The following is a 23,687-nucleotide window of genomic DNA, read 5'->3' on the forward strand; positions in this document are numbered from 1 at the left end:
CTCCCATTATGAATAGGATGTGTCATTTTGCCCATTATCATAACCAATTATTAATAAAATCTACTAATTCTTCAATAGGGCCTTTTTTAACATTGACAGGAGGAATAGATTTCAAAAAAGATTTTCCGTATTTTGTTGTGACAATTCTTCGGTCAAAAACAATTATAATTCCACGATCCGTTTCAGTCCTTATTAACCGTCCGAATCCCTGCTTAAAACGAAGAATCGCTTCAGGAAGTGAGTATTCAGAGAAGGCATTGCCTCCTTGCTGTACGATCAACTGGCATTTAGCCTCTGTGAGCGGTTCATCCGGCGAGCTGAATGGGAGCCTGACCATAATAAGGCAGGATAAATCCTCACCAGGAATATCTACTCCTTCCCAGAAACTACTGGTCCCAAGCAGAATTGCCTTTTCATAGCGCTGAAAGTTTCTCGTTAGCCTAGTTCGACTTCCACTTGTTATACCTTGCGCAATAAGGACATATTCATTTAGAAAACCACTTTCCTTAATCAATTCATATGTTTTCTTCAGCATGTCATTTGCAGTGAATAAGATCAACATTCTTCCTTTTGTCGCCTCAGCAATAGTGATGATATGTTCTGTTATGGCAATCACGTATTCATCCAATGTCACTGAATTAACCTCTGGCAAATCTTCTGGAATAAGAAGCTGAACTTGATTTTTATACTCAAATGGTGAAGGTATCGTCATTAGGTTGGTTGAAACCTGATCCAGTCCTACTTCCTTCATAATATAATCAAAGGATTTGGTAACCGATAAGGTGGCAGAAGTAAGGACCACTGCTTTTTTCTTGTTAAAGAACTTTTCCCTAAGCTTTTCAGCAACAGTTGCCGGCTGAGCTAAAAAGGTTGTTACATTTTGTGGGGACCGCGTATCCATTTCTATCCACTTTACATCCTGTGATTCTTTAATAAAACAGTTTATCACTGTATCACGTAGCTCGGCGAGTTCATTTAAGAAAGTAAAGATTTCCTCAATTTTGTTTTCTTGCACACTTTTTAATGATTCTTTTACATTTTTGATCCAATCAAGACGATCACTGATGGCCATATATAAATCCTTGAGTATAAAAGAAACTCTTTCTGCACTATGAATAAGCGCGTTCCTCTCCCTCCCACTATCCTTAGTTGGAGAAAAGCGGACTTTTATCCGATTCAATCCCTTTTTATTTGCGGCCTTCTTTTTTGCAAAAAGAGCAATTAATTTAAAAAATTCATCCATTTCATAGTTAAGATCTACTACCATTTGATTCAGTTCAAAGGTATGCAGCAGTTTTTTCTCCGAATTAGGAAATGAGTTTAGCAGCCGCTCCAACTCGTAAAATAGCTGTTTTTGCTCATAAAGTCCAAATTGTCCTAGAAGCAATCGAGTAGATAAATAGTCCAAAGAATAACCAAAAAACTGACTAGCCACTTTTTCTAGATGATGTCCTTCGTCAATAACCGCATATTGAAATTCAGGTAAAATCGATCCTTCTCCTTTGATATCACTTAATAGTAAGGAGTGATTAGTAATGATGATATCTGCAGTTTGTGCTTTCCTTTTTGCTTTCAAATAAAAATCACGGTCTTGCCAACCCTGGTTATGTGAAAATACAGCAGGCTCTTCTTTAATTTTGTTCCAATAAAGCAGCCCCCCGCTTGAAAGATTTAATTCGTCCTTATCACCCGTTTTGGTTTCCGTCAGCCAAACAAGTATTTGCATCTTTGTTAAGGTAGTATCGTAATTATCATTTTCATCCATTAACGTCAGGTGAAACTTTTCTAAATTTAAATAATGATTCCTTCCTTTAAGAAGAACAATCTCCAAATTGAAAGGAAGGATTTTCGCTAATAGTGGTATTTCTTTTTTCAACAATTGCTCCTGAAGTTGAATGGTGTGCGTACTTACAACTATGGGATGCTTATGTTGTTTTGAAAAGAAAGCTATTGGGAGAAGATACCCCAACGATTTCCCTACTCCTGTTCCAGCTTCTATTAAGGTATGTTTTTGCTCTTGAAAGGAGCGATAAACGGTATCCATCATTTGAAATTGTCCGGACCTACTCTCAAAGAATTGAAAGCCATGTCGAATGATATCTATCTTGTCTTGTTCGCTTAGAGGATAATCAACCTCTTCTTTGCTAACATCCTTCTCAGGATCGCTCAGGTTTTTCCTTAATGCTATTTCATGAAATATTTCAATCGTTTCGGAACATTTCTCATGTTTACCATCTATAGAGTCAATAATTTCATTTAAAAGTTGTTGAAGATCGCTTTTTAACCCTCCAGATAAATGAGTTAGCTGCCGAAGCGTAATTTTTGGCAATGCCGATAATCGCTTGAGCAGAATCAGAAATAATTCTGCTGTGACCAAGGCATCACTATCTGCTTGATGCGGCCGATCATGTTCCAGGTTCTCCATTTCTGCTAAATCTGATAGTTTATAGCCATCAGCGGTAGGATATAGAATTCTGGCCATTTCCACTGTATCAAGAACGGACCCATAAAACCCCTCACTGCCTGCTTGGATTAATTCCTCTTGAAGAAAAGACAAGTCAAACAATACATTATGAGCGACAAAATAGGCACCATCCAATAATCTTTTAACCTTCTCCGTTATTTGCGCAAATAATGGTGCATCCTTGACCATTTTATCATTGATTCCTGTTAATTCTTCAATAAAAACCGGAATCGGTCTTTGTGGGTTGATTAGAGACGAGAATTGTTCTGTAATTTTTCCGTTCTCAATGACCACAGCTGCAAATTGGATAATTTTATCGCCTTTTTTTGGAATGTTTCCTGTTGTTTCCAAATCCACTACAACGAATTTATTTATCATTTCCTTAACACCCCAAACCTTCGTTCATTAAAACGGTAGCACATACGCCGTAAATATGTAAAAGTAAAAACTAAAGTAATAATGATTTAAATTCTACCATTGTCTCGACAATTTTTAAAATGTAGAAGAAAAAGGATAGCAAAAAAACAAAGGGTCAGACCCCACAACCTCAACATAGCGCAGAACATTTCTTAATCGGCGACTATGATTGAATGGTAAAAGTGAGGTCAGACCCTTTTAAGACATCCTTTTCTTACATAACAGTTAGTGCTGGTTCCTTATTGATTAATTCTTTAATCCGATTGTGTTCATCCAAAATGGCCACTATCGGTGTGTGAGTTTGTACCTTTTCATCTGATACAAGTGCATATGAAATAATAATAACTACATCTCCTACTTGTACAAGGCGGGCGGCTGCACCGTTTAAACATATAACACCGCTGCCCCTTTCACCTGGAATGATATACGTTTCTAAACGGGCACCATTGTTGTTGTTGACAATTTGCACCTTCTCATTGGCAATCATTCCTACTGCATCTAAAATATCTTCATCTATCGTAATACTACCTACATAGTTTAAATTTGCCTCTGTTACTGTAGCTCGATGGATTTTTCCATTCATCATGGTCCGAAACAAAAGAATTCCTCCCCTGTGGTTGCTTTTTCTAATCTATTTGAATAATGAAATTATCGATTAAACGAACCTTAGAAAATTTTACTGCGAGAGCAATGATAATGGTATCAGTTAATTTTTCCAATCGTGTTAACTGGGGATAGGAAAGAATTTCGACATAATCAATTTCAGCATTTGATTCACTTGAAATCATTTCGCTAATATTATTAATTAGTATATTAGGATTCCACTCGCCTTCATTAATAGCTTGTTTGGCTGCTTCCAAACTCCTAAACAGGACGGTTGCTTGTTGCCGTTCCTCGGGTAATAAATTAACATTTCGTGAACTTTTGGCAAGTCCATCATTTTCCCGTACAATGTTGACTGCAATTAACTCGATTGGAAAATTGAAATCGGAAATTAGACCATCCACCACAGCAACCTGCTGAGCATCTTTTTTTCCAAAATACGCCCTGGTAGGGGTAACAATTGTAAAAAGTTTCGTAAGGACTGTGGCGACACCATCAAAATGGCCTGGTCGCGATTTGCCGCAAAGCACGTCTGTTCGTTCTTGTACAACAACGGTTACTGTTGGCACGTGCGGATACATTTCCTCCACAGACGGATAAAAAAGAAAATCAACCTGCTCAGCCTCGGCTAAAGCCCGATCCCGTTCAAAATCCCGAGGATAGCTTGAAAAATCCTCATTGGGGCCAAATTGCAATGGATTGACAAAAATACTGATAACAACTATATCATTTTCTTGTCTTGCTTGTGAGATAAGGGTTAAATGACCCTCATGCAAAAAACCCATTGTAGGAACAAAACCAATTTCTTTTCCCAAAGCCTTTTGTTTACTTATTTCTGCCTGCATGTCCTTTATGGATGTTATAACTTTCATTTTTTACCTCCATAGAGGACTTTTAGTTCCTCTTCTTTCATAGAAAAAGAGTGTTTATCATCAGGAAATTGTTCACTTTTAACATCGGATGCATACGCCTGAATGGATTCTATCATAAATGGATTGACAGCATGGTATTGCTTCACAAATTTTGGTACACGTTCAACGCCATAGCCTAAAATATCATGATAAACAAGAACTTGGCCATTGACATTAAGGCCAGCGCCTATTCCAATTACAGGTATCGTGATAGATTTAGAAACTTCCTCAGCCAACTGCTTCGGCACACATTCAAGTACAAGCGCAAATGCACCTGCTTGCTCAATTGCCATTGCATCGTTTAATAATTTTTGGGCGGCCTGAGCATCCTTACCCTGAACTTTATATCCACCCAATACTCCAACAGACTGCGGGGTTAAGCCTAAATGTCCGCAAACTGGTATACCTGCTTTTGTCAGGGCTGCAATCTTATCGACTACATCATCCGCTCCTTCCAGTTTAACGGCATGTGCCCCTGCTTCTTGCATTAGCTTACCTGCATTGATTAATGTATCTCTAACAGAGAGGTGATAAGTTAAAAATGGCAGGTCTGTCACAATAAATGTATCTTTTGCCCCTCGTTTTACAGCTTTAGTGTGATGAATCATATCCTCCATCGTTACCGGTATGGTGGAATCATAACCTAATACAACCATTCCAAGAGAGTCTCCGACTAAAATAACGTCAACCCCTCCTTGCTCTGCTTGTTTTGCTGATGGATAATCATAAGCTGTAAGCATGACAATTTTTTCGTTATTTTCTTTCATTTTCAAAAAATCTGTTGTTTGCTTCATCATTATTCCCTCCTTTAATAGTGGGAGAGGTGATAAAACTTTCTTTGCAGAGCAAATAAAAAAGATCCTTCTGAAGGCAGAGGATCCAATTACTCATTTGCATGTTCCATCCCTCTGTCCCGGTCCGTAATACGGATCTAGGCAGAAACCTTTTTAGTTATCAGTTTGGTTTACAAAAAGGTGCAGTTCTCGGAAGATACTGCCCAAGGAAATTATAGCAAATTTACAGAAAAGCGCAAGCTGGATTATATTTCAATGTCGGCTGAATAGATATGGTGAACAAAGCCCTTGGCGTCCTCCAATTTTAATACTCCATCATCCGTGATTCCTAGTGCTTTCCCTTCGATCACATTCGTTAACGTTCGGGCTTTTAGGTCTTTTCCAATACTAATGGCATACCCTTCCCATAAAAGCTTGATAGGGAGAAAACCTTGTTCTAAATAGAGTAAATATAATTTTTCAAAATGCTTAAAAATACTTCTGATTAACCCGGCACGCGAGATAACTTCACCTTTTTCAATAGAAAGTGAACTTGCCTTTTCTTGTAGTTCACGAGGAAAATCTTCTTCCTTTTGGTTCACGTTAATCCCCATCCCAATAATAATTGAATGAATGCGGTCTGCTTCAGCTTGTAACTCTGTTAAAATTCCTGTCACTTTTTTTCCGTTCAATAAAATATCATTCGGCCACTTAATTTCCGGGTGGAGTCCAGTTTCCTCTTCGATGGCTTGAACAATTGCTACTGCTGTTAACAGTGTCAGCTGAGGGGCCTTTGTAAGTGGAATATTAGGTCTTAGAATAAGACTCATCCATATTCCTGTAAATTTAGGAGAATCCCAAGTTCGGTTCATTCTTCCCCTGCCCGCGCGCTGTTCTTCGGCAATAATGACGGTGCCTTCAGGCATGTCTTCATTTGATAAGCGATGCGCAATTTTTTGGGTAGAATCTACGCTCTCTTCATAATGAATGTTTTTGCCTATGAAATTTGTGGTTAACCCAAGTCTAATTTCATCTGCTGTTATTCTTTCCGGCGTTTTTACAATTCGATATCCTTTATTTCTAACTGCCTCTAATTCAAAACCTTCTTTTCTTAATTCCTCTATATGTTTCCAAACAGCGGTCCTTGAGCAGCCAATTAGTTCGGCCAGATGCTGCCCAGATAAAAAAGTTTTGCCAGCATTAGTAAAGGCATCGAGCAGTTTCTTCCTTAATTCTGACTGCACGTCATTAGCCACTCCCTAATCTTTCGTTTATCGTTTTTTACAGTTCCTTCCACAATTGCATGCTCAATTTTTAAAATGGTTTCCTTTAACCACGGACCTCCGGGTTGATTAAACCAATCCATTAAGTCTCCTCCCGTTACATCCAGTTCAGAGCGCTGTTTTATTGGCAGCTGCTGATATAATTTCAGCCACGGATGAGGGGATTGCTCTTCTCTCATAATCAGATGGTATAACTTTTCGGTTGAGGTAATGATATCGCTTCCCGCCAAGTATAAATCATAAGCGGACCATTCTCGTTCAAGCCTTTTCTCTAAAAAAAACAAAATACGCTGAACATCCTTTATATCCTTTATGGGAAGCCGCCAAGCTCGCAAGAAATTTTCGATCGATTTTTCTTTTAATTTTAAGCAAAATAAAAGTAACGACCACATTTCTTTTTTATTTAGTCCCTTACTGTCAAGTTCAATTAGCTTTTCAAGCTGTACATCTTGATTAGCTAAGCCTGGTAAAAAGGAGAATACATGGGTGTCTAGTAAAATTTCCAATGCCTTGTTACAATCATCTCCAATCAGTAGTTTTTCAAACTCTGCTCTTTTTCGTTCCACAGCAATATTTTTAAGCAATGGAACCAGCTTTGTTAACGCCTGAAGAGTTTCTCTTTCAATAGAAAAGGAGAGCTGGCTGACAAACCGAACCGCTCTCATCATCCTTAATGCATCTTCTTGGAAACGTTCCGTTGCAGAACCAACAGTCTGGATCACTTTTTTCATAATTGCTGCTTGCCCATTAAATGGATCTATGATGGTTCCATTCCGATTCATGGCCATCGCATTCATCGTAAAATCTCTACGTTGCAAATCCTCATGAAGATTACGAATAAACGCTACTTCTTTTGGTCTACGGTAATCTTGGTATTCTCCCTCTGTTCTGAAAGTGGTAATTTCGTATGATGTATTATTGAATAAGACAAGAACCGTTCCATGTTCAATACCGATATCGACCGTCTTATGAAAAATTTCTTTGACTTCTTCGGGTGTCGCGGATGTCGCAATATCCACATCACTTATCGACCTGTTTAAAAGAAAATCTCTAACCGATCCGCCTACAAAATAGGCTTCATAGCCTGAAGCCTCTAAGCGTTCTAAAACGGGAATGGCTGATAAAAATGGTTCTTTCATCTAGTTCACCTTAATTCAGCAGCTTCCAATAAAGCTGCTCGTATTGTTCAACAATTTGGTCGGCCTTAAATTTTGTTCTTACTGTTTCTAATGACTGGGTGGAAAATTTCCGATGAAGAAGTTTATCCTTTAATAGAGAAATGGATTTTTCGGAAATAGCCTCTATATCGCCTACTTCACAAATAAATCCATTTTCGCCATGTGCGATTACTTCTGGAATCCCACCGGCATTCGTACCGACACAAGGTACACCGCAGGCCATTGCCTCTAAGGCGACAAGGCCAAAGCTCTCTTTCTCTGACAGTAATAGCAGCAAATCACTTATGGAATACAATTCCTCAAGATTCTCTTGTTTGCCTAAGAAAATTACCTTGTCCTCTAGCGAAAGCTGCTTTACAAGTTTACATACAATGGTCACTTCTGGCCCATCACCAACCAGCAGTAGTTTTGCAGGCATATTGGCGGAAATATTCGCAAATGTTTTTACAACATCTGTCACCCGCTTGACAGTTCGAAAATTGGAAACATGGATAATAACCTTCTCCGCTTCTTTAATTTCCAATTGATCCTTCAATGCTTCTGCATTGCTTTTATGATAGATTCGTTCATCAATAAAATTATAAACGGTATCAATTTGTTTATCTGGATTGATAAGCTCATAGGTCTGCTTCACTAATGAATTAGACACGGCAGTCACAGCATCTGATTTTTCAATTCCAAATTTAATCGCATCGGTTAAAGAAGGATCATAACCTAAAACTGTTATATCAGTACCATGTAAGGTTGTAACTATTTTTATGTCCCGGTTAGACATTTGCTTGGCTAAAATCGCACAAACAGCGTGAGGAATAGCATAATGGACATGAAGTATATCCAATTTTTCACGATTCGCCACCTCTGCCATTTTACTAGCTAGAGCAATGTCATAGGGAGGGTATTGAAATACAGAGTATTGATTTACTTCTACCTGATGGTAATGGATATTATGGTACATTTTATTTAACCGAAAAGGGAGACTTGAGGAGATGAAATGGATTTCATGCCCCTTTTCCGCAAGCATTTTCCCTAATTCTGTTGCAACAACACCTGAACCTCCTACAGTGGGATAGCAGGTGATTCCTATTTTTAATTTCTTCATTATTATTCTCCCATCAAATCATGCTTCAAAAGGAGAGGCACCTTTGTCTTGAAGCCTTCAGCATATGTTACACCTACTAATTTGCCAAACATTCTTTCCCTTGACTCCACCGTTTCGATATAGCCATTCACTAGTGGTGTATTAAAGCTTTGGGCCGTTAATTCAAATTGGCTTTTATAGGCCCTCAACGCGGCAAGCTTTTGATCAATAAATGGTGTTATATCAATAGTAAAATCCGGTTTATGAAAACCATTGATCATATAAAAATACAGTTTTTCTACTCGATGTGGCTCATTGTCATCATCGGTTGTATATTTCTTAATCCCGGCTGAAAAAACCGCTTCCTCTACAAGGCGGGCACAATTTCCGTGATCTGGATGACGATCTTCAAAATAAGGTGCAAATACGATTTGCGGCTTGTATGTTCGAATGACAGCAGCAACCGTTCGGATATATTCTTCCTTCATAAATAAGCCTCTATCAGGAAAACCCAATGAAGTGCGAACTGAAACATCTAAAATTCCGGCTGCGTTAGCTGCTTCCTGTTTTCTTAACGCCACGTTCCCATTTGAAGAAAGATCAGCATCTGTTAAATCACAAATACCGATTTTTACTCCTTCTGCAGCGAGTTTAGCAATCGTACCAGCCATGCCGATTTCTACGTCATCAGCGTGGGCACCAAATGCTAGTATTTGTACTTTCTTATTTTCCATTACCGTCACCATTCTCTTTGGTGATGTTTCTCCATTCCAATAAACCCAACTCTAATCCTCTAATTAACAATTCAGCCGTACCCATATTAGTTGCAAGCGGAATAGAATAAACGTCACATAGTCTTACAAGAGCTGTTACATCTGGTTCATGCGGCTGGGCTGTTAATGGATCCCGAAAAAAGAAAATCGCATCCATTTCATTTTTAGCAATCTTAGCCCCAATTTGCTGGTCTCCACCTAGCGGACCAGACATAAAACGGGTCACGTCTAATCCTGTTGCTTCATTTATTCTTGAACCAGTTGTTCCTGTTGCAAAAAGGGTATGCTTTGCAAAAATAGCCTGATAAGCTGTAACAAATTGAACTAAGTCATTTTTCTTTTGATCGTGAGCAATTAATGCAATATTCATAATTTTGACCCCTAACCTAAAATATTTTCAAGTCCATAAACAAATGTATTTTGCTTCATGACTGTTTCAACGGCCACTTTTACACCTGACATAAAGGAGCCGCGATGATAGGAATCATGTCGGATTGTTAATGTCTCACCATTTGCCCCAAATAAAACTTCTTGGTGGGCTACAAGTCCAGGCAAACGAACAGAATGAATATGCATTCCCTCGTAGTCTCCACCTCTTGCTCCTTTTATGGTTTCCTTTTCATTAGGATGACCCTGTTTTTTAGTTTCTCTTACAGATGCAATCATTTCTGCGGTTTTTACCGCTGTTCCTGATGGGGCATCAAGCTTTTGGTCATGATGCATTTCAATAATTTCAACATCCTGATAAAATTGAGCAGCCATTTGAGAGAATTTCATCATTAAAACGGCCCCAATCGCAAAGTTTGGCGCAATAATACAACCTAACTCTTTTTCCATACATGTTTGTTGCAGCTCCTCTAAATCTTCCTTCGAAAAGCCAGTAGTCCCTACTACAGGCCGGACATTATATTTAAGAGCCGTTCTTGCATGATGCATACCAACTTCAGGTGTGGTTAAGTCTATTAATACATCCGCTTCGATGTTTTGAAGACACTTTTCAATATCTGTGTATATCGGAACATTCCCAACAGATTGAAAACCATCTACATCACTTAGCATCATTCCATCGTATTTATGATCAATAGCTGCAACCAGTTTAAAGTACTCCGTGTTTGCTGCTAATTTTACAGCTTCACTGCCCATTCGGCCACGGGGTCCGGCAATAATAATTTTAATATCTTTCATGTTCATCACTCCATACTTTCTGGTTCAATTTTTGTCCAACGGTTTTTATCCCGGGTATTGAATTTATTCATTACGTAATCATGGGCATCTTCCAAATCAATATGTAAGGCATTAGCAAAACATATTGTCACAAAAAGAAGATCGCCAAGTTCTTCTTCAATCGCCTTTTCTGTCTCGCTGGATTTTTTGGGCTTTTCACCATAGTAATGGTTTACTTCCCTTGCAAGCTCGCCAAGCTCCTCGGTTAGTCTTGCAAGCATCGCTAGTGGACTAAAGTATCCTTCTTTAAATTGACTTATGTATGTATCGACTTCTACCTGAAGCTCCTTCATTGATTTTCCGTTAGCCATTTATTTCACCTCATTTTCTAAATCGGGCATATTAAATATATTTATATTTCTTTTTTATGTTAGCTAAATTATTTCCGTTTTACAAATGTTTTCGACTCAATTTGACTCTTTTCCTCTTCTCATTGCTCTTATCACACTAATTCGCTATAATAAGAACGCCTAAAGGAGAAAAATATGGAAGAGGTGAAATCAATCAATATGCTATTTAAGCTAAAATTAAAAAACATTTTATTTATTCTCGTAGGTGCGGCTATTATGTCATTTGGTCTGGTTACTTTTAATATGCAGAATAAACTGGCTGAAGGTGGTTTCACCGGTATTACACTACTATTTTATTTCCTATTTAAATGGGATCCATCTTATACAAACTTAATCCTTAATATTCCTTTGTTTTTTATTGGATGGAAGATTTTAGGACGCAATTCATTTTTATACACCATAATGGGCACAGTCGGTGTTTCGATTTTTTTATGGATTTTTCAACGATATAGTATTGATATGCCGCTCCAACATGACTTAACGTTAGCAGCCTTGTTTGCAGGTGTCTTTACCGGGATAGGGTTAGGTATCATTTTTCGCGCCGGAGGGACAACTGGTGGAGTAGATATCATTGCGAGGCTTGTCCAAAAGTATTTTGGGTGGAATATGGGGAAAACGATGTTCTTATTTGATGCATGTGTCATTACCTTATCATTACTTACATACCTAAATTATAAACAAGCTATGTATACACTGGTTGCTGTTTTTATTAGTGCAAAGGTCATTGATTTCATGCAAGAGGGTGCATACTCAGCACGGGGAGCGATGATTATTTCAGAAAAAGACGAGGAAATTGCCAAAAAAATTATGGAGGAAATGGACCGCGGTGTGACTGCACTTCGAGGGTACGGATCCTATACAAAAAATGAACGTGATGTGTTATATTGTGTGGTTGCTAAAAACGAATTAATCCGCCTAAAAAATTTAATTACCTCTGTTGACCCTCATGCATTTATATCCATTTCTGTTGTACACGATGTACTCGGAGAGGGATTTACACTCGATGAGAATAAAATGCCAATTGAGGATTAAAAAGCAATGTCACAGGGACATTGCTTTTTAATCCTCATTTCTATTCATACCTGTAAAGATTAGAACGAGTCTTAATAATTCGAGAACAGCTACTGCTGCGGCTGCAACATACGTAAGTGCAGCAGCGTTTAAGACCTTTTTAGCTTTTCTTTCATCTTGATTACCAATTAATCCAAGCGATACCACTTGATCCATTGCACGGTTAGAAGCATTATACTCAACGGGTAAAGTTATAAGTTGAAATAAAACAGCCGCTGCCATAAAAATAATGCCAAGCAAAATCATCCCACTCAAATGAGCAAAAATCCCGATTAAAATGAAGACCCACGAAACATTGGAGCCGAGATTGGCAACAGGAACTAAGGCATGACGAAAGCGTAAGAATGCATATCCTTCTGAGTCTTGGATTGCATGTCCACATTCATGAGCCGCAACCGCCGCAGCGGCAATCGAATTGCCATGAAAATTTTCTGGTGACAGTCGAACCGTTTTGCTTCTTGGATCATAATGGTCACTTAAAAATCCATGACCCTCTTCTACGTCAACATTATATAAACCATTTGTATTTAGAATTTCCCTGGCAACCTCTGCCCCGCTGCGATAGGATGATGTCGATATCCGGGAATATTTTGTAAAAGTATTTTTCACCTTCGCTTGTGCCCATATAGGGATAATAACAATGATGGCAAAATAAATTAGGTAGTACATAGTAACCTCCAAATCAGCTCGTGATGTTATTGCGTACAATGTTTAGCCGATTAGACATATCAATCCTTTAAGTCTCTTGACCGATTCTTTTTCAATTCTTTATCACCTTGATACTTTCTCCAGCCTACATAGGATAATGTCATAATAATAATACTACCTGTAGAAATAATAACCCACCATATTGATGGATCTGCCTCATCTTCCTCCATATTAGCAAAAAGATTTTTCAAATCTGTGTCAAGGGCAATCAATTCCTGCTGACTTTTTGGATCCTTGACAACTTGCGAACGATATTCATTGATAAAATCGATTCGCGCATCTAATCTTTGAATATTTTCTACCGGTACATCAATTTTCATACTTGGATAAATGACATTATATAAAGATAAAAAGGTGTTAAAGTTTGTATGAAAATGGGCCGTATCACCAAGAACTGCTGCTTCTTTTGCTTGATGAAAGGTGGTCATTATTTGTTCTTCCATTTCTGTCCATAAGGGTTGATGACTCGTTGCTAATGCATCAATAACAAGACGAAACTTTGTTAGTTTATTTATTCTTTCTTCATATTTCATGTTGGGACTAACGGCAGCTTCCATCGCTTCATCATGAGAAGTATTAACAATTCTAACCTCGTCCACTGATAAAGGTTTTTCTGTGCCAGTAATACTCGTAAACTGGTCAGAAAAATAGTCAAGCATTTTTTTTGCATCCTCATATCTTTGAAACTTCACCATTTGGAGAGCTTCGTCGGATATATCATCCAGCTTCTCCATTGGCGATTGTTGTTCAGCATAAACAGTTATGGGAGTGAGCATAATGATAATTGCTAAAAAGAAAAACCATCTGATTCTCAAACCTTGTCCCCCCTTTCATTACTAATAAAATGTATGTAATGATGGACAAGGTTAGACCAAATGAAAACTATTTTATTTCAAGTTTAAACCTTTTTGGCCGGATTGCAAAATAATAGGCAAGACAAATTGATAGAATGGACAGCCAGAAAGTAAAATATCCAATTTGCGGGATATACCGATCAAGCATATGATAGCTTGGCAACATAAAAAATACGTAATCAATAATATCATTATGTAAGGTCCAAATAGCGGCCACCATTAAATGCCACCATTTAAATCGATAAAATGGAGCAAACAATATCCCTTGAACAGCCATCGCAAAATGAGAAAATATTAACATATAGCCAATCCAATCAAGTTCTCCTTGAACAAAATAGACAAGGATGTTCATAACAACTGCCCATATTCCATATTTAAATAATGTTACAATGGCAAGAGCTTCGATTAAAGGCCAATTTCTCCTCAATAGGAAGGCAATAAGGACTAAAACAAAAAATAAACTGGCTGTAGGGCTGTCAGGTACAAAAGGTAGAAATATAGTTGGAGTTTCCTTTAGCTGCCATCCATACCAATAATAACCGTAGACCGTTCCAGCAATATTAATAAGCAGCAAAATCTTTAAAATCGATCGATTTGCTAGGAGTGGGTAAATCCAGCGCACACGTACACCTCTTTCTTCTGATGTCTAGAATTAGCATGATAAAAAAGCTGACGATACCACGTCAGCTTTTTATTAAGTATAACTTATTTGCCGAGGCCTGAGATAAATTCAGACAGTGTTTTTAACTGTGCGTCATCACCTTTAAAGACCCCAGCTGGCATTTTACCTTTACCGTTTTTAGCAATCTTGGCCACTTCGTCAGCAGACAAGCCTGTGCCAACAAGTGTTGGAGCGCCAGCTCCACCTTGAAAACTATCACCGTGACAGGTTATACATGTATTTTCACTAGCAATTTTATATCCATCACTAGTCTTATCAATATCTACTTTTTCCACAATTTTCCCTTGGCGCTCTGCAGCTGCCCAGTCATGTGTGGCAACAGATTGCCAAGTTAAAAACACAATTGCCGCTAGAGCTAACAACATAAAGCCGGTTGCGAGCGGACGCTTTTTCGGGCGTCGTTCCGGACCACGATCTAGGAATGGTGCTAGTAGTAATCCTCCGAAAGCAAGTCCAGGTATAATCATTGCACCTATTACTGTATATGGACCAGAGGCAAATGAATATTTTAGCAATTGATACAAGAATAAGAAATACCAGTCTGGTAATGGAATATAACCTGTATCAGTTGGATCCGCTATTCTTTCAAGCGGAGCTGGATGGGCAACGGTTAAACATAAAAAGCCTACAAGAAATACTGCTCCTACCATCCATTCTTTCAGTAGAAAGTTCGGCCAAAACGCTTCTGTTTTACCAGGGTATTCAGAGTAATCTTTCGGAAGTTTTGGCGTGCGCATTTCGGGTGCTATTACACGTGAGTCGCCGACAAACTTCATACCTTTACCGCGATGCATCGAGCAATCCCCTCCTTTTTTCTGTATTAGAAATTATTATGTCAGAAAACACTAATTTTAAAGCGGTCCAGATATACCTTGTCTACGAATCATAATAAAGTGAGCTGCCATTAGGCCAAATAATACCGCAGGTAAGAAAAATACATGGATGGCAAAGAATCGAGATAATGTCTGCGCACCAACAATCGATTCATGACCTGCCATCAAAGTTTTGAGGTAAGGGCCAAGGATCGGTGTTGCATCGATAATTTGAAGTGTAACCTTTGTTGCAAACAGCGCTTTCATATCCCAAGGTAATAAGTAACCTGTTAAACCAAGACCAAGCATTACGAAGAAAATTAGTACTCCGACAACCCAGTTCAACTCACGAGGTTTTTTATAAGCGCCTTGGAAAAAGACGCGTAATGTATGTAAGAACATCATTACAAGAACTAAACTCGCACCCCAGTGGTGCATGCCACGGACAATTTGTCCAAATGCAACTTCATTTTGCAAATAATAAACAGATTCCCAAGCATTTTTAATATCTGGTACATAGTACATAGTCAAGAACATACCAGAGAGAATTTGAATGACTGTAATAAAGAATGTTAGACCGCCAAAGCAGTATACAAATGCACTAAAATGATGTGCAGGGTTAACGTGCTCAGGTACTTCATGGTCTGCGATATCCCGCCACATTGGCGTAATATCTAAACGTTCATCTACCCAATCGTAAATTTTGGTTAACAATGATTACGCCTCCTTCCGTGGTTCAGCTTTTCCTAAATAAAGATAACCGTCTTTTTCCTTGAATGGATATACATCAAGTGGTGCCAATGGTGGTGTTCCAGCAATGTTTTGACCATTTTTCTCATACCGGCCACCGTGACATGGACAGAAGAATTGCTCTGGATGTGACTTGTCGGTATTCCAGGCAACCGTACAGCCTAAATGTTTACAAACTGGTGATAAGGCCACAATTTTATCTGTTTTATCATCACGATAAACCCAAGCAGTATTGGTTACTTCTGATTCATACCAAGCATCTTTTTGTTTAAAAGAAAAGTCAACCCGAACCGGCTCTCCAGTTAATTCAGAAACCTTTTGCTTTGTAGCAACAAAGTCTCCGCCTGCTTCAGCCTTAAGTACAGGATCAACAGCAAAGCGGACCATTGGCATTAGCATTCCTGCTGCCATAAAGCCTCCTACCCCTGTTAAAGTGTAGCTTAAAAATTGACGTCTTGAAACGCGTTCTTTACCCATGTTTATCCCCCCTTATTCACAAAGTTAAGTCCAGCGGACCATCATTAAACACTTATAAAACTAGGACATAACAATGATATATCAATTGGCAAGCAAGGTCAATATCATACTATTTTAAAAACATATAATATGGTTAGTTTTACCCAATTTCATTCCACTTTTGAGTAAAGAGTGTTAATAGCTGCTTTACCTGACTATCAATTAATTCCATTTTTTGAGAAGTAGTCATGTTGTCTAAAGGCAAAGATGGAAGCCAAATTAGCGAACCGCTTAATTTCTGCTCATGCAAGCGCCAATTAAGATCCGAGGTTATGTAAAATATGTGCTTAAATTCACTCTTCACAATGTTTTCTTCCCATTTTAACAAATCACTTAAAAGCTGATCACTTGTTTCCAGCTTTAAATATGTAAATGAAGGAAATAATAAAATTCTGCCTGTAAACTGCCTTTCTAACTGACCAGTTAAAAGTGTGATAAATTCAACCGTGGCAGCTGACTGCTTCATCTCACTTCCAAATGATAGAGAAGTTAGCGGAATGACAGCTGTATCCACATATTCCTTAGCATTCAAGTAGGTCTCCACCTCTTGAGGTATCCATTTCATATTTTGCACCAACCTTTTGAATTCACTAGTCCTATCATATCATTATTTTATAAAATAATAAAAGATAAAAAGTAGAATATTTAGAAAGATTTCTCCATCTAACTGTTTTCAGTTCTAAACAGCAAAAAGAAGCCTGCTTATCGCAAACTTCCTTTTTGTTCTGTTACGGTTAATTGGTTTAATTTTTCTGTTAATAACTTAAACGCTTTTTCATCTTGTCGATCAAGGGCCTCATCAATTAACTGTAGCAGCTTTTCTCGTTGGAAACGTTCAATACTCCGTTGTAGTAACTGTTCAGCAATGATTCCATCCTTTTCATTCACTTGTAGATGTTTAGGAACAAAGGGATTCTCTTCTAATACTGCTGCATACTGGTGTGCTTGATTAGAGGCATGAAAATTTAATTGAATAAAAATATCCTCATCTCGATTTAACCGAATATCATGAAAGGATTTTTCAGCATCTGTGGTCATGACATTTTCTTTATAAAAACGAAACGGCACTTTATCCACACAATGTGTAGACATAATTAAACCACGCGGACAATACTGTGCTTGCTCAACAAAATGTACCTTTTCCATTAATTGATCGTGACTCATTAGATAGTTAAGAATCCAAACACATTCTCTTCTCTTTAATTGATAATGATTTAAAAACCAGCGAATAAAGTCCTTCTTCTCGTTGACAGAAACAGGGGTTGCCATGATAGTTTCCCTCCTCTGCATAATCAGCTTTTTAATCTTTCACATCGGTAAGACGTTCGAGTAAATCCATATACTCGACGTTTGTTGGATCCCCTTTTAGCAGCTGTTTAAAAATTTCGGCGGCTCGGTCGCTTTTTCCTTCTTCAATTAGAAAATATCCATAATCGTTTAAAAAGTCTTCGTTTGTCTTAAAAAAAGTATATGCATTTTCATATTTGTCTAATGCGTAAGAATATTCTTCAAGTTTATCGTAGGCAAGGGCAGAATCCCAAAGAAGCTGCGGCTCTTCATCTCCCGTGATATCTAGCTGAGATATCAATTCCAGAACATCCTCGTATCGTTCTTGCTGAAAAAAGATCTTATTTAAGGTAATAGCTGCTTCCATAAAGCCAGGATCCAGGGCAAGGGCATCTCGGAAATATTGCTCTGCATCTTCCATATTTCCAAGTTTGATGGACATTTTTCCACCATAGAAAAATAATTCTTTATTAAATTCATCTTGTTTTATGCCATCTTTAATGGTTTGTAAACTATTTTCAAGTTCTTCCTCTCGTTCATACGCTTTAGCAAGATGTAAATATAGTGAATGATATTCAGGATCAAGCTCTTTTAATTCATTAAACTTTTCAATAGCAGTACGGTTATAACCTGCTTGAAGTGCTGTAAAACCATAGCCAAATAATGTGTTTATCTCTAATTTTTCATCCAACGCCTTATCATAGTAAGTTAGGGCTTCTTCAAACGCACCGGAGGCACTTAATAAATCAGCTAACCGTGCTTGTATATTAACACCAGCAATTTCGTTTTCTTCTCGCAGAACCGTCTCATATGCATTCATCGCCTTAATAACTTCACCTTGTTCACTATAAAGTTCTCCTAGTGCAAAATCAATAATAACTTCATCCGGTAATATCTCTTTTGCTTTTAATAACTTTCTTTCGCAAACTTCATAAAGACCCTGCATTTGATATAGATCAGCTAACAATAATAATGACTGTCCAAAATTTGAATCTTGCTCTGAGATTCTTTCTAATACGAGGATTGCTTCCTCCTCTTCTCCCGCTTCCACTAAAATTTCCCCCAGCAGAACAAGAAGTTCTCCTTCTTCAGGATATGTTTCTAATAGGTTTTCAACCAGTGCCCTTGCCTCATTAAGAAAACCATACTGGAACAGTTCTTCTCCAAGAAGAAATTTTTCATCTGGAAAACCGCTTTGTAATACAACATTATATTCATTTAAGGCCTCATTATGTTGGCCGTTTTCTAATAAACTAATAATTTTATTTACTCTATCCATTGGCTTTAACCTCTTCTCCCCCTGATTCTACAAAGAAAAATATGATGGGGTTTGCACCTTAACATGTTCTCCATTTCCAGGTTTAAATAAAACCTTTTTTCCTGAACGGATAACCTTTCCTTTGTGAACTGTAACTACCAGTCTATCATCATGATAATGGAATAAACTAGCTTCATCAACATTCTTGATTTCTCTACCCTTCGTATATAAATTATAACTTATTTCCGTACCGTTCATAAGGCTTCCTTTTTGGGGGTATAAACCTATTTTATTTAAGACAGGAATCGTCAATGGTTGATTTTCTTCTACTACCTCAAAAATGGCTGGGATTTTTTCTCTAACCATCATATCTTTCCATTTCGACAAAACTACCTTTGCTTCCTTCTTTTGTGTAGAAGAAATTAATGGAATAAATGGACTATTGAAGGGAAATAACGCATCTCTGATCCAACCCCAAGGTATTCTCTGCAACTCTTCTAAGTCTTGAAGATCAACAAAGATAGCCGGGACTTTTAACTTTTTACAACTCCTGATAAAGGCTGGAGTAATTAAACGGGCAGGAATTTTCACACCGATAATAAAATCAATCGGACAGCTAATTAACGCGGTTTTTAGTTCATTTATTTTTACCAGAAGTTCTTTTTCGTATGATATCTCAGCGTAGGTAAATAAAGTGGTACAACCTTTTAGCAAAAAATCTTCGATCAAACAGGTTTTTACATTTTGAAAGGAACTTTGAAGAGGAATTTTAGAACTTAGAAAGACATAAGAGGGAGTCATTATAAAGGGTTCAGCACTCATTCTCATTACTCGATATTTATGAAAATGAGTTTGTATCTTGGTTATTCGATCATCTGATATTAATAGCGAACAAGTATTAAGGTACTTGTCTTTTAAAATATTGGCATTTTCAATAATATACATCGTCCACCACCTATTTACTTTCTTTAAGACAAGCTATGCAGAGAAACTTAAATCTATGACTTTGAACCGATTAAAAAAAGAAAAGCTGCAAAGATTCGCAGCTTTTAGTGGATGAGGCTATTTAAATGTGAAAAGAAGTTTGGATAAGAAACCGAAATCGCTTCGGGTTGTTCAAGTTCAACATCATTTTCACATAACAGGGCAGCCATGGCCAGCATCATGCCAATCCGGTGATCACCATGACTTGAAGCTATACCGCCATTTAAATGAGATTTCCCATAGATAATCATTCCATCTTCAGTCGCTTCTATGGAAGCACCTAATTTTCTTAACTCTTGAACTACCGTATCAATCCGATTGGTTTCTTTTACCTTTAATTCTTCCGCATCCTTTATCACTGTTTTTCCTTCTGCCTGGGTTGCAAGAAGTGCAATAATAGGAATTTCATCAATTAGTCTTGGAATTAAATCTCCCTCAACCACTGTCCCTCTCAGATTAGATGTCTTAATGATGAGATCACCTGTTGGTTCAAAAGAGTGATCATCTTTTTGAATAATCTCTAAGTTTGCCCCCATCTTCTGCATAACCTCGATAATTCCTGTTCTAGTTGGATTTAAGCCTACATTTTTTAAAACAATTTCACTTTCAGGTATAATAGCGCCTGCAACAAGGAAAAAGGCAGCAGACGATATATCACCGGGAACATGTATTGTAGATGCTGTCAGTTTTTGTCCACCTTTAACCGTGATGACTTTGTTGTCTTTGTGGATTTCACCGCCAAATTGTCGAATCATTCTTTCGGTATGATCACGGGTTTCAGCAGGTTCAATAATGGTACTAACTCCATCTGCTTGCAGTCCTGCAAGAATCAGTGCTGATTTAACTTGTGCACTTGCAACGGGCAGCTCGTATTGAATAGGCTTTAATAGCCCTCCACGAATGGAAATGGGTGTAAAGGCACCATCTTTTCGGCCATCCAATTTTGCCCCCATTTTTGCTAATGGAATGGTAACCCTTGTCATTGGTCTCTTTGCAATTGACTCATCACCCACAAGAGAAGAGAAAAAAGGTCTACCGGCCAATATCCCCATTAACAAACGGATGGTGGTTCCGGAATTTCCAACATCCAATACTTCCACAGGTTCTGTTAATCCTTCAAACCCATTCCCCCATATACGGAGTTGATTGTCAGATTCCTCTATTGTTACCCCAAGCTTTCGAAAGCACGATATCGTACTTAAACAGTCATCACCAGGTAAAAAATTGGTAACCCTTGTTTCACCATGAGCAATAGAACCAAACATAACAGATCTGTGTGAGATTGATTTATCTCCTGGGATTGTTATCTCACCCAATAAACGATTAATGCTCGTTTTCAGCTTTAATGTCGCCATCTATATCACCTTTTTACTAGTTTCAGAATATATATCCATGCACCCGGAAAAGTGCTCAGCTTTAGCACTTGAGGATCGGAGCCCTATCTCCAGCTAGGAACCAATGGATGTTGCATAGCTGGAATACCTTTCAATACAGCGTTCTGCTCGCTCCCGATCTTCTTCAGTTTGAAAGCTGATTACTAAAACTCCTATAATATCTTCTCGTGTTTCAAGGATACGAATATTCGTGATACTGATTTTTTCCTTGGCTAAATAACCTGTTATCTCGGAAACCACACCAGGGTAATCTGGAATATCAACAAATAAATCATAAAATGCTGGTATAGCTCCTTTTTCCTTCTGCGGCAATCCATCACGGAATTTCTTTGCCTGTTTAAAATATTCAAAAATTACTGAACTATCACCTTGTTCTAATAATGTTTTAACACCATTCATTTCGTTCAACCATTGATTTAGCAGGTCAATTAAAACTTCACGATTGTGTAGTAAAATATCCTTCCACATTTCTGGACTACTTGAAGCAATGCGTGTAATATCGTGAAAACCACCTGCGGCAAGTCGAGGAATGAGACCTTCGTTTTCAGAAAGTTTTTCGGTTTGTCTAACGATGGAAGCAGCAATAATATGCGGAAAATGGCTGACAATACCTGTCAAATAATCATGATTTTCTGGAGTAATCGACAAAAACTTCGCATTTGTTCCTCTTAACCATTTTTGTAAAGTGGCTACCTTTGACTGTTCAACATGTTCTTCAGGAGTTAACAAATAGAAAGCATTTTCAAATAAAATTTCTTTTGCTGCTGAAACTCCACTTTTATGAGACCCTGCCATTGGGTGTCCACCAATAAATGTAATCCCTCGTTGGAATAAGCAACTGGCACTTTCGACAATCTTTCTTTTTGTACTGCCTGTATCTGTCACAATTACTTCTGGATTAAGCGGGAGTCCGGAAAGTAGCTGAATAATGTCCTTCGTGTCATTTACAGGAGCGGCAATAATGATTAAATCGGCATCGATGGCACCATCCTGGATATTTTCAGCTATCTCATCAATGACACCAAGCATTTTTGCAAGTCTGGCTTGCTCATTATTAATATCGAATCCTACAATCGTTGCCTCACTATTTTCTTTCTTTATACATAATGCTAAGGAACCACCAATTAATCCTAAGCCAATTACAAAAACGCGGCCATTCAATTTAAATCCCCCTATATAGAGAGAACTGCTCTCCTTAGTTCTCTTTTAAAAAATCATGCAATGCATTTAAAACACCTTCATTTTGTTCAGAAGAGCCCACTGTAATCCTAACCCCTGTTGGGAACCCAAGCGCTTTTCCAGACCTGACAATATACCCTCGCTCTTGCAAATATTGAAAAACCTTATCCCCATCTACTTTTAGATCGATCAAGATAAAATTGGTCTGGGATGGATAAAACTCAAGCTGATGCTGCTCACAAAAATCATAAAACTGAGCAAGGCCCTGCCTATTTATCTTTTTACAAGATTCAACAAATTCCTGATCTTTGATCGCTGCACGCACTGCTAATTGGCCTAAAGAATTTACATTAAACGGTTCTCTTGCTGGTTCGAGTGCTTTGATGATAGCTTTATTTGCTACACCATATCCTACTCTTAGGGCTGCGAGTCCATAAATTTTTGAAAATGTTCTTAGCACAATTAGGTTTTCATACTTACGTGTTAAACTGATCGAATCATAATAATCATCCGCGATTACATATTCAAAATAGGCTTCATCAATAACAACAAGAATATGTGATGGTACTTTTTCAAGGAACGGGATTAATTTATTTTCTGGAATATATGTACCTGTAGGATTATTAGGACTACAAACCCAAATAACATTCGTCTGTTCATCAATGGCTGCCAACATACCGTCTAAATCATGGTCACCATTGATAAGTGGTATTTCCTTTATGATAGCTCCATCAATCACAGCATTGTGCTTATATTGTGAAAAGGTTGGCGTCGCCATGATTGTACTTGCATTTGGGTGCAAGAGCGCGCGTGAAATAATTTGGATGAGATTGTCGGAACCGTTTCCTAATATAAGTTCATTTTCTTCAACTTCCAAAAACGCAGCAAGTGTCTCTCTTAAGTTGGTAGCATACCCATCTGGGTAAATAGCTAAGCTTGTTGAATTTGATTGCAGAGCAGAAAGTGCCTGTTCTGAACATCCAAAGGGATTTTCATTAGACGCGAGCTTAATAATTCGCTCTAAATTAAATTGTTTTTTGACTGCTTCGATTGATTTTCCTGGCTGATAAGGAGTCAGTGTTAATAACTGCTCTTTCCATCTCATGGCCTTACACTCCATTCGTTTAAATGTATGTTA

At 37.9% G+C, this 23,687-nt stretch carries 25 protein-coding genes; 1 reads left to right on the plus strand and 24 read right to left on the minus strand.

Translation table 11 applies throughout. The features are described 5' to 3' along the window. Nucleotides 1–37: 37 nt before the first annotated feature. From dinG to AC3ANL_RS17120, 11 genes are all read right to left on the minus strand, one after another. The gene (gene dinG, locus AC3ANL_RS17070) at nucleotides 38–2,842 is read right to left on the minus strand and encodes an ATP-dependent DNA helicase DinG (protein WP_488325601.1); all 2,805 of its coding nucleotides are present in this window, start codon (nucleotides 2,840–2,842) and stop codon (nucleotides 38–40) included. A gap of 253 nt (nucleotides 2,843–3,095) precedes the next feature. Next, entirely contained in the window at nucleotides 3,096–3,479 is a 384-nt protein-coding gene (gene panD, locus AC3ANL_RS17075) for an aspartate 1-decarboxylase (protein ID WP_488325602.1), read from the minus strand. A gap of 28 nt (nucleotides 3,480–3,507) precedes the next feature. Beyond that, complete coding sequence (gene panC, locus AC3ANL_RS17080) at nucleotides 3,508–4,356, minus strand: pantoate--beta-alanine ligase (RefSeq protein WP_488325603.1); 849 nt, start codon at nucleotides 4,354–4,356, stop codon at nucleotides 3,508–3,510. Beyond that, complete coding sequence (gene panB / locus AC3ANL_RS17085) at nucleotides 4,353–5,189, minus strand: 3-methyl-2-oxobutanoate hydroxymethyltransferase (protein WP_488329760.1); 837 nt, start codon at nucleotides 5,187–5,189, stop codon at nucleotides 4,353–4,355. The genes panC and panB overlap by 4 nt, the downstream gene beginning before the upstream one ends. Before the next feature lie 245 nt (nucleotides 5,190–5,434). Continuing rightward, entirely contained in the window at nucleotides 5,435–6,412 is a 978-nt protein-coding gene (locus AC3ANL_RS17090) for a biotin--[acetyl-CoA-carboxylase] ligase (RefSeq protein WP_488325604.1), read from the minus strand. After that, entirely contained in the window at nucleotides 6,397–7,590 is a 1,194-nt protein-coding gene (locus AC3ANL_RS17095; RefSeq protein WP_488325605.1) for a CCA tRNA nucleotidyltransferase, read from the minus strand. The genes AC3ANL_RS17090 and AC3ANL_RS17095 overlap by 16 nt, the downstream gene beginning before the upstream one ends. Before the next feature lie 10 nt (nucleotides 7,591–7,600). Further along, entirely contained in the window at nucleotides 7,601–8,728 is a 1,128-nt protein-coding gene (bshA, locus tag AC3ANL_RS17100) for an N-acetyl-alpha-D-glucosaminyl L-malate synthase BshA (protein WP_488325606.1), read from the minus strand. Between the two features lie 2 nt (nucleotides 8,729–8,730). Then, nucleotides 8,731–9,441: a bacillithiol biosynthesis deacetylase BshB1 gene (gene bshB1 / locus AC3ANL_RS17105; RefSeq protein WP_488325607.1), complete on the minus strand. Its 711-nt coding sequence runs from the start codon at nucleotides 9,439–9,441 to the stop codon at nucleotides 8,731–8,733. Then, a complete protein-coding gene (gene mgsA, locus AC3ANL_RS17110; protein WP_488325608.1) occupies nucleotides 9,431–9,850 on the minus strand; it encodes a methylglyoxal synthase in 420 nt (139 codons plus the stop codon). The genes bshB1 and mgsA overlap by 11 nt, the downstream gene beginning before the upstream one ends. An 11-nt stretch (nucleotides 9,851–9,861) precedes the next feature. Then, the gene (gene dapB, locus AC3ANL_RS17115; RefSeq protein WP_488325609.1) at nucleotides 9,862–10,665 is read right to left on the minus strand and encodes a 4-hydroxy-tetrahydrodipicolinate reductase; all 804 of its coding nucleotides are present in this window, start codon (nucleotides 10,663–10,665) and stop codon (nucleotides 9,862–9,864) included. 5 nt (nucleotides 10,666–10,670) lie between these two features. Continuing rightward, nucleotides 10,671–11,015 (minus strand): nucleotide pyrophosphohydrolase, encoded by a 345-nt coding sequence (locus AC3ANL_RS17120; RefSeq protein ID WP_488325610.1) that lies wholly within the window; start codon nucleotides 11,013–11,015, stop codon nucleotides 10,671–10,673. Between the two features lie 198 nt (nucleotides 11,016–11,213). On the opposite strand from AC3ANL_RS17120, the gene AC3ANL_RS17125 reads away from it, so the two are divergent. Continuing rightward, nucleotides 11,214–12,086: a YitT family protein gene (locus AC3ANL_RS17125; RefSeq protein WP_488329761.1), complete on the plus strand. Its 873-nt coding sequence runs from the start codon at nucleotides 11,214–11,216 to the stop codon at nucleotides 12,084–12,086. 27 nt (nucleotides 12,087–12,113) lie between these two features. Here the strand turns inward: AC3ANL_RS17125 and AC3ANL_RS17130 are convergent, their stop codons facing one another. The 13 genes from AC3ANL_RS17130 to hisC form a co-directional block, all read right to left on the minus strand. Further along, entirely contained in the window at nucleotides 12,114–12,794 is a 681-nt protein-coding gene (locus tag AC3ANL_RS17130) for a zinc metallopeptidase (protein WP_488325611.1), read from the minus strand. 59 nt (nucleotides 12,795–12,853) lie between these two features. Beyond that, a complete protein-coding gene (ypjB, locus tag AC3ANL_RS17135; protein WP_488325612.1) occupies nucleotides 12,854–13,648 on the minus strand; it encodes a sporulation protein YpjB in 795 nt (264 codons plus the stop codon). A 67-nt stretch (nucleotides 13,649–13,715) separates the two neighbouring features. After that, complete coding sequence (gene lhaT / locus AC3ANL_RS17140; RefSeq protein ID WP_488325613.1) at nucleotides 13,716–14,309, minus strand: lipoprotein heptaprenylglyceryl N-acetyltransferase LhaT; 594 nt, start codon at nucleotides 14,307–14,309, stop codon at nucleotides 13,716–13,718. Nucleotides 14,310–14,392: 83 nt separating this feature from the next. After that, nucleotides 14,393–15,163, minus strand: a complete 771-nt coding sequence (locus AC3ANL_RS17145; RefSeq protein WP_488325614.1) for a c-type cytochrome — start codon at nucleotides 15,161–15,163, stop codon at nucleotides 14,393–14,395. A gap of 57 nt (nucleotides 15,164–15,220) precedes the next feature. After that, nucleotides 15,221–15,895 (minus strand): menaquinol-cytochrome c reductase cytochrome b subunit, encoded by a 675-nt coding sequence (gene qcrB / locus AC3ANL_RS17150; RefSeq protein WP_488325615.1) that lies wholly within the window; start codon nucleotides 15,893–15,895, stop codon nucleotides 15,221–15,223. Between the two features lie 3 nt (nucleotides 15,896–15,898). Further along, entirely contained in the window at nucleotides 15,899–16,408 is a 510-nt protein-coding gene (locus AC3ANL_RS17155) for a QcrA and Rieske domain-containing protein (protein WP_488325616.1), read from the minus strand. Nucleotides 16,409–16,547: 139 nt separating this feature from the next. Then, entirely contained in the window at nucleotides 16,548–16,979 is a 432-nt protein-coding gene (locus AC3ANL_RS17160; RefSeq protein ID WP_488325617.1) for a YpiF family protein, read from the minus strand. A gap of 170 nt (nucleotides 16,980–17,149) precedes the next feature. Next, entirely contained in the window at nucleotides 17,150–17,716 is a 567-nt protein-coding gene (locus tag AC3ANL_RS17165; RefSeq protein ID WP_488325618.1) for a ReoY family proteolytic degradation factor, read from the minus strand. Between the two features lie 31 nt (nucleotides 17,717–17,747). Beyond that, on the minus strand, nucleotides 17,748–19,013 hold the full coding sequence (locus tag AC3ANL_RS17170) for a tetratricopeptide repeat protein (protein WP_488325619.1): 1,266 nt from the start codon (nucleotides 19,011–19,013) through the stop codon (nucleotides 17,748–17,750). Nucleotides 19,014–19,040: 27 nt separating this feature from the next. Then, complete coding sequence (locus tag AC3ANL_RS17175) at nucleotides 19,041–19,937, minus strand: hypothetical protein (protein WP_488325620.1); 897 nt, start codon at nucleotides 19,935–19,937, stop codon at nucleotides 19,041–19,043. A gap of 104 nt (nucleotides 19,938–20,041) precedes the next feature. Next, complete coding sequence (gene aroA / locus AC3ANL_RS17180; protein WP_488325621.1) at nucleotides 20,042–21,331, minus strand: 3-phosphoshikimate 1-carboxyvinyltransferase; 1,290 nt, start codon at nucleotides 21,329–21,331, stop codon at nucleotides 20,042–20,044. A 93-nt stretch (nucleotides 21,332–21,424) separates the two neighbouring features. Beyond that, entirely contained in the window at nucleotides 21,425–22,531 is a 1,107-nt protein-coding gene (locus AC3ANL_RS17185) for a prephenate dehydrogenase (protein ID WP_488325622.1), read from the minus strand. 34 nt (nucleotides 22,532–22,565) lie between these two features. Continuing rightward, nucleotides 22,566–23,654: a histidinol-phosphate transaminase gene (hisC, locus tag AC3ANL_RS17190; protein ID WP_488325623.1), complete on the minus strand. Its 1,089-nt coding sequence runs from the start codon at nucleotides 23,652–23,654 to the stop codon at nucleotides 22,566–22,568. Between the last annotated feature and the right edge of the window lie 33 nt (nucleotides 23,655–23,687).

The organism is Neobacillus sp. DHD-1R, from assembly GCF_057747995.1.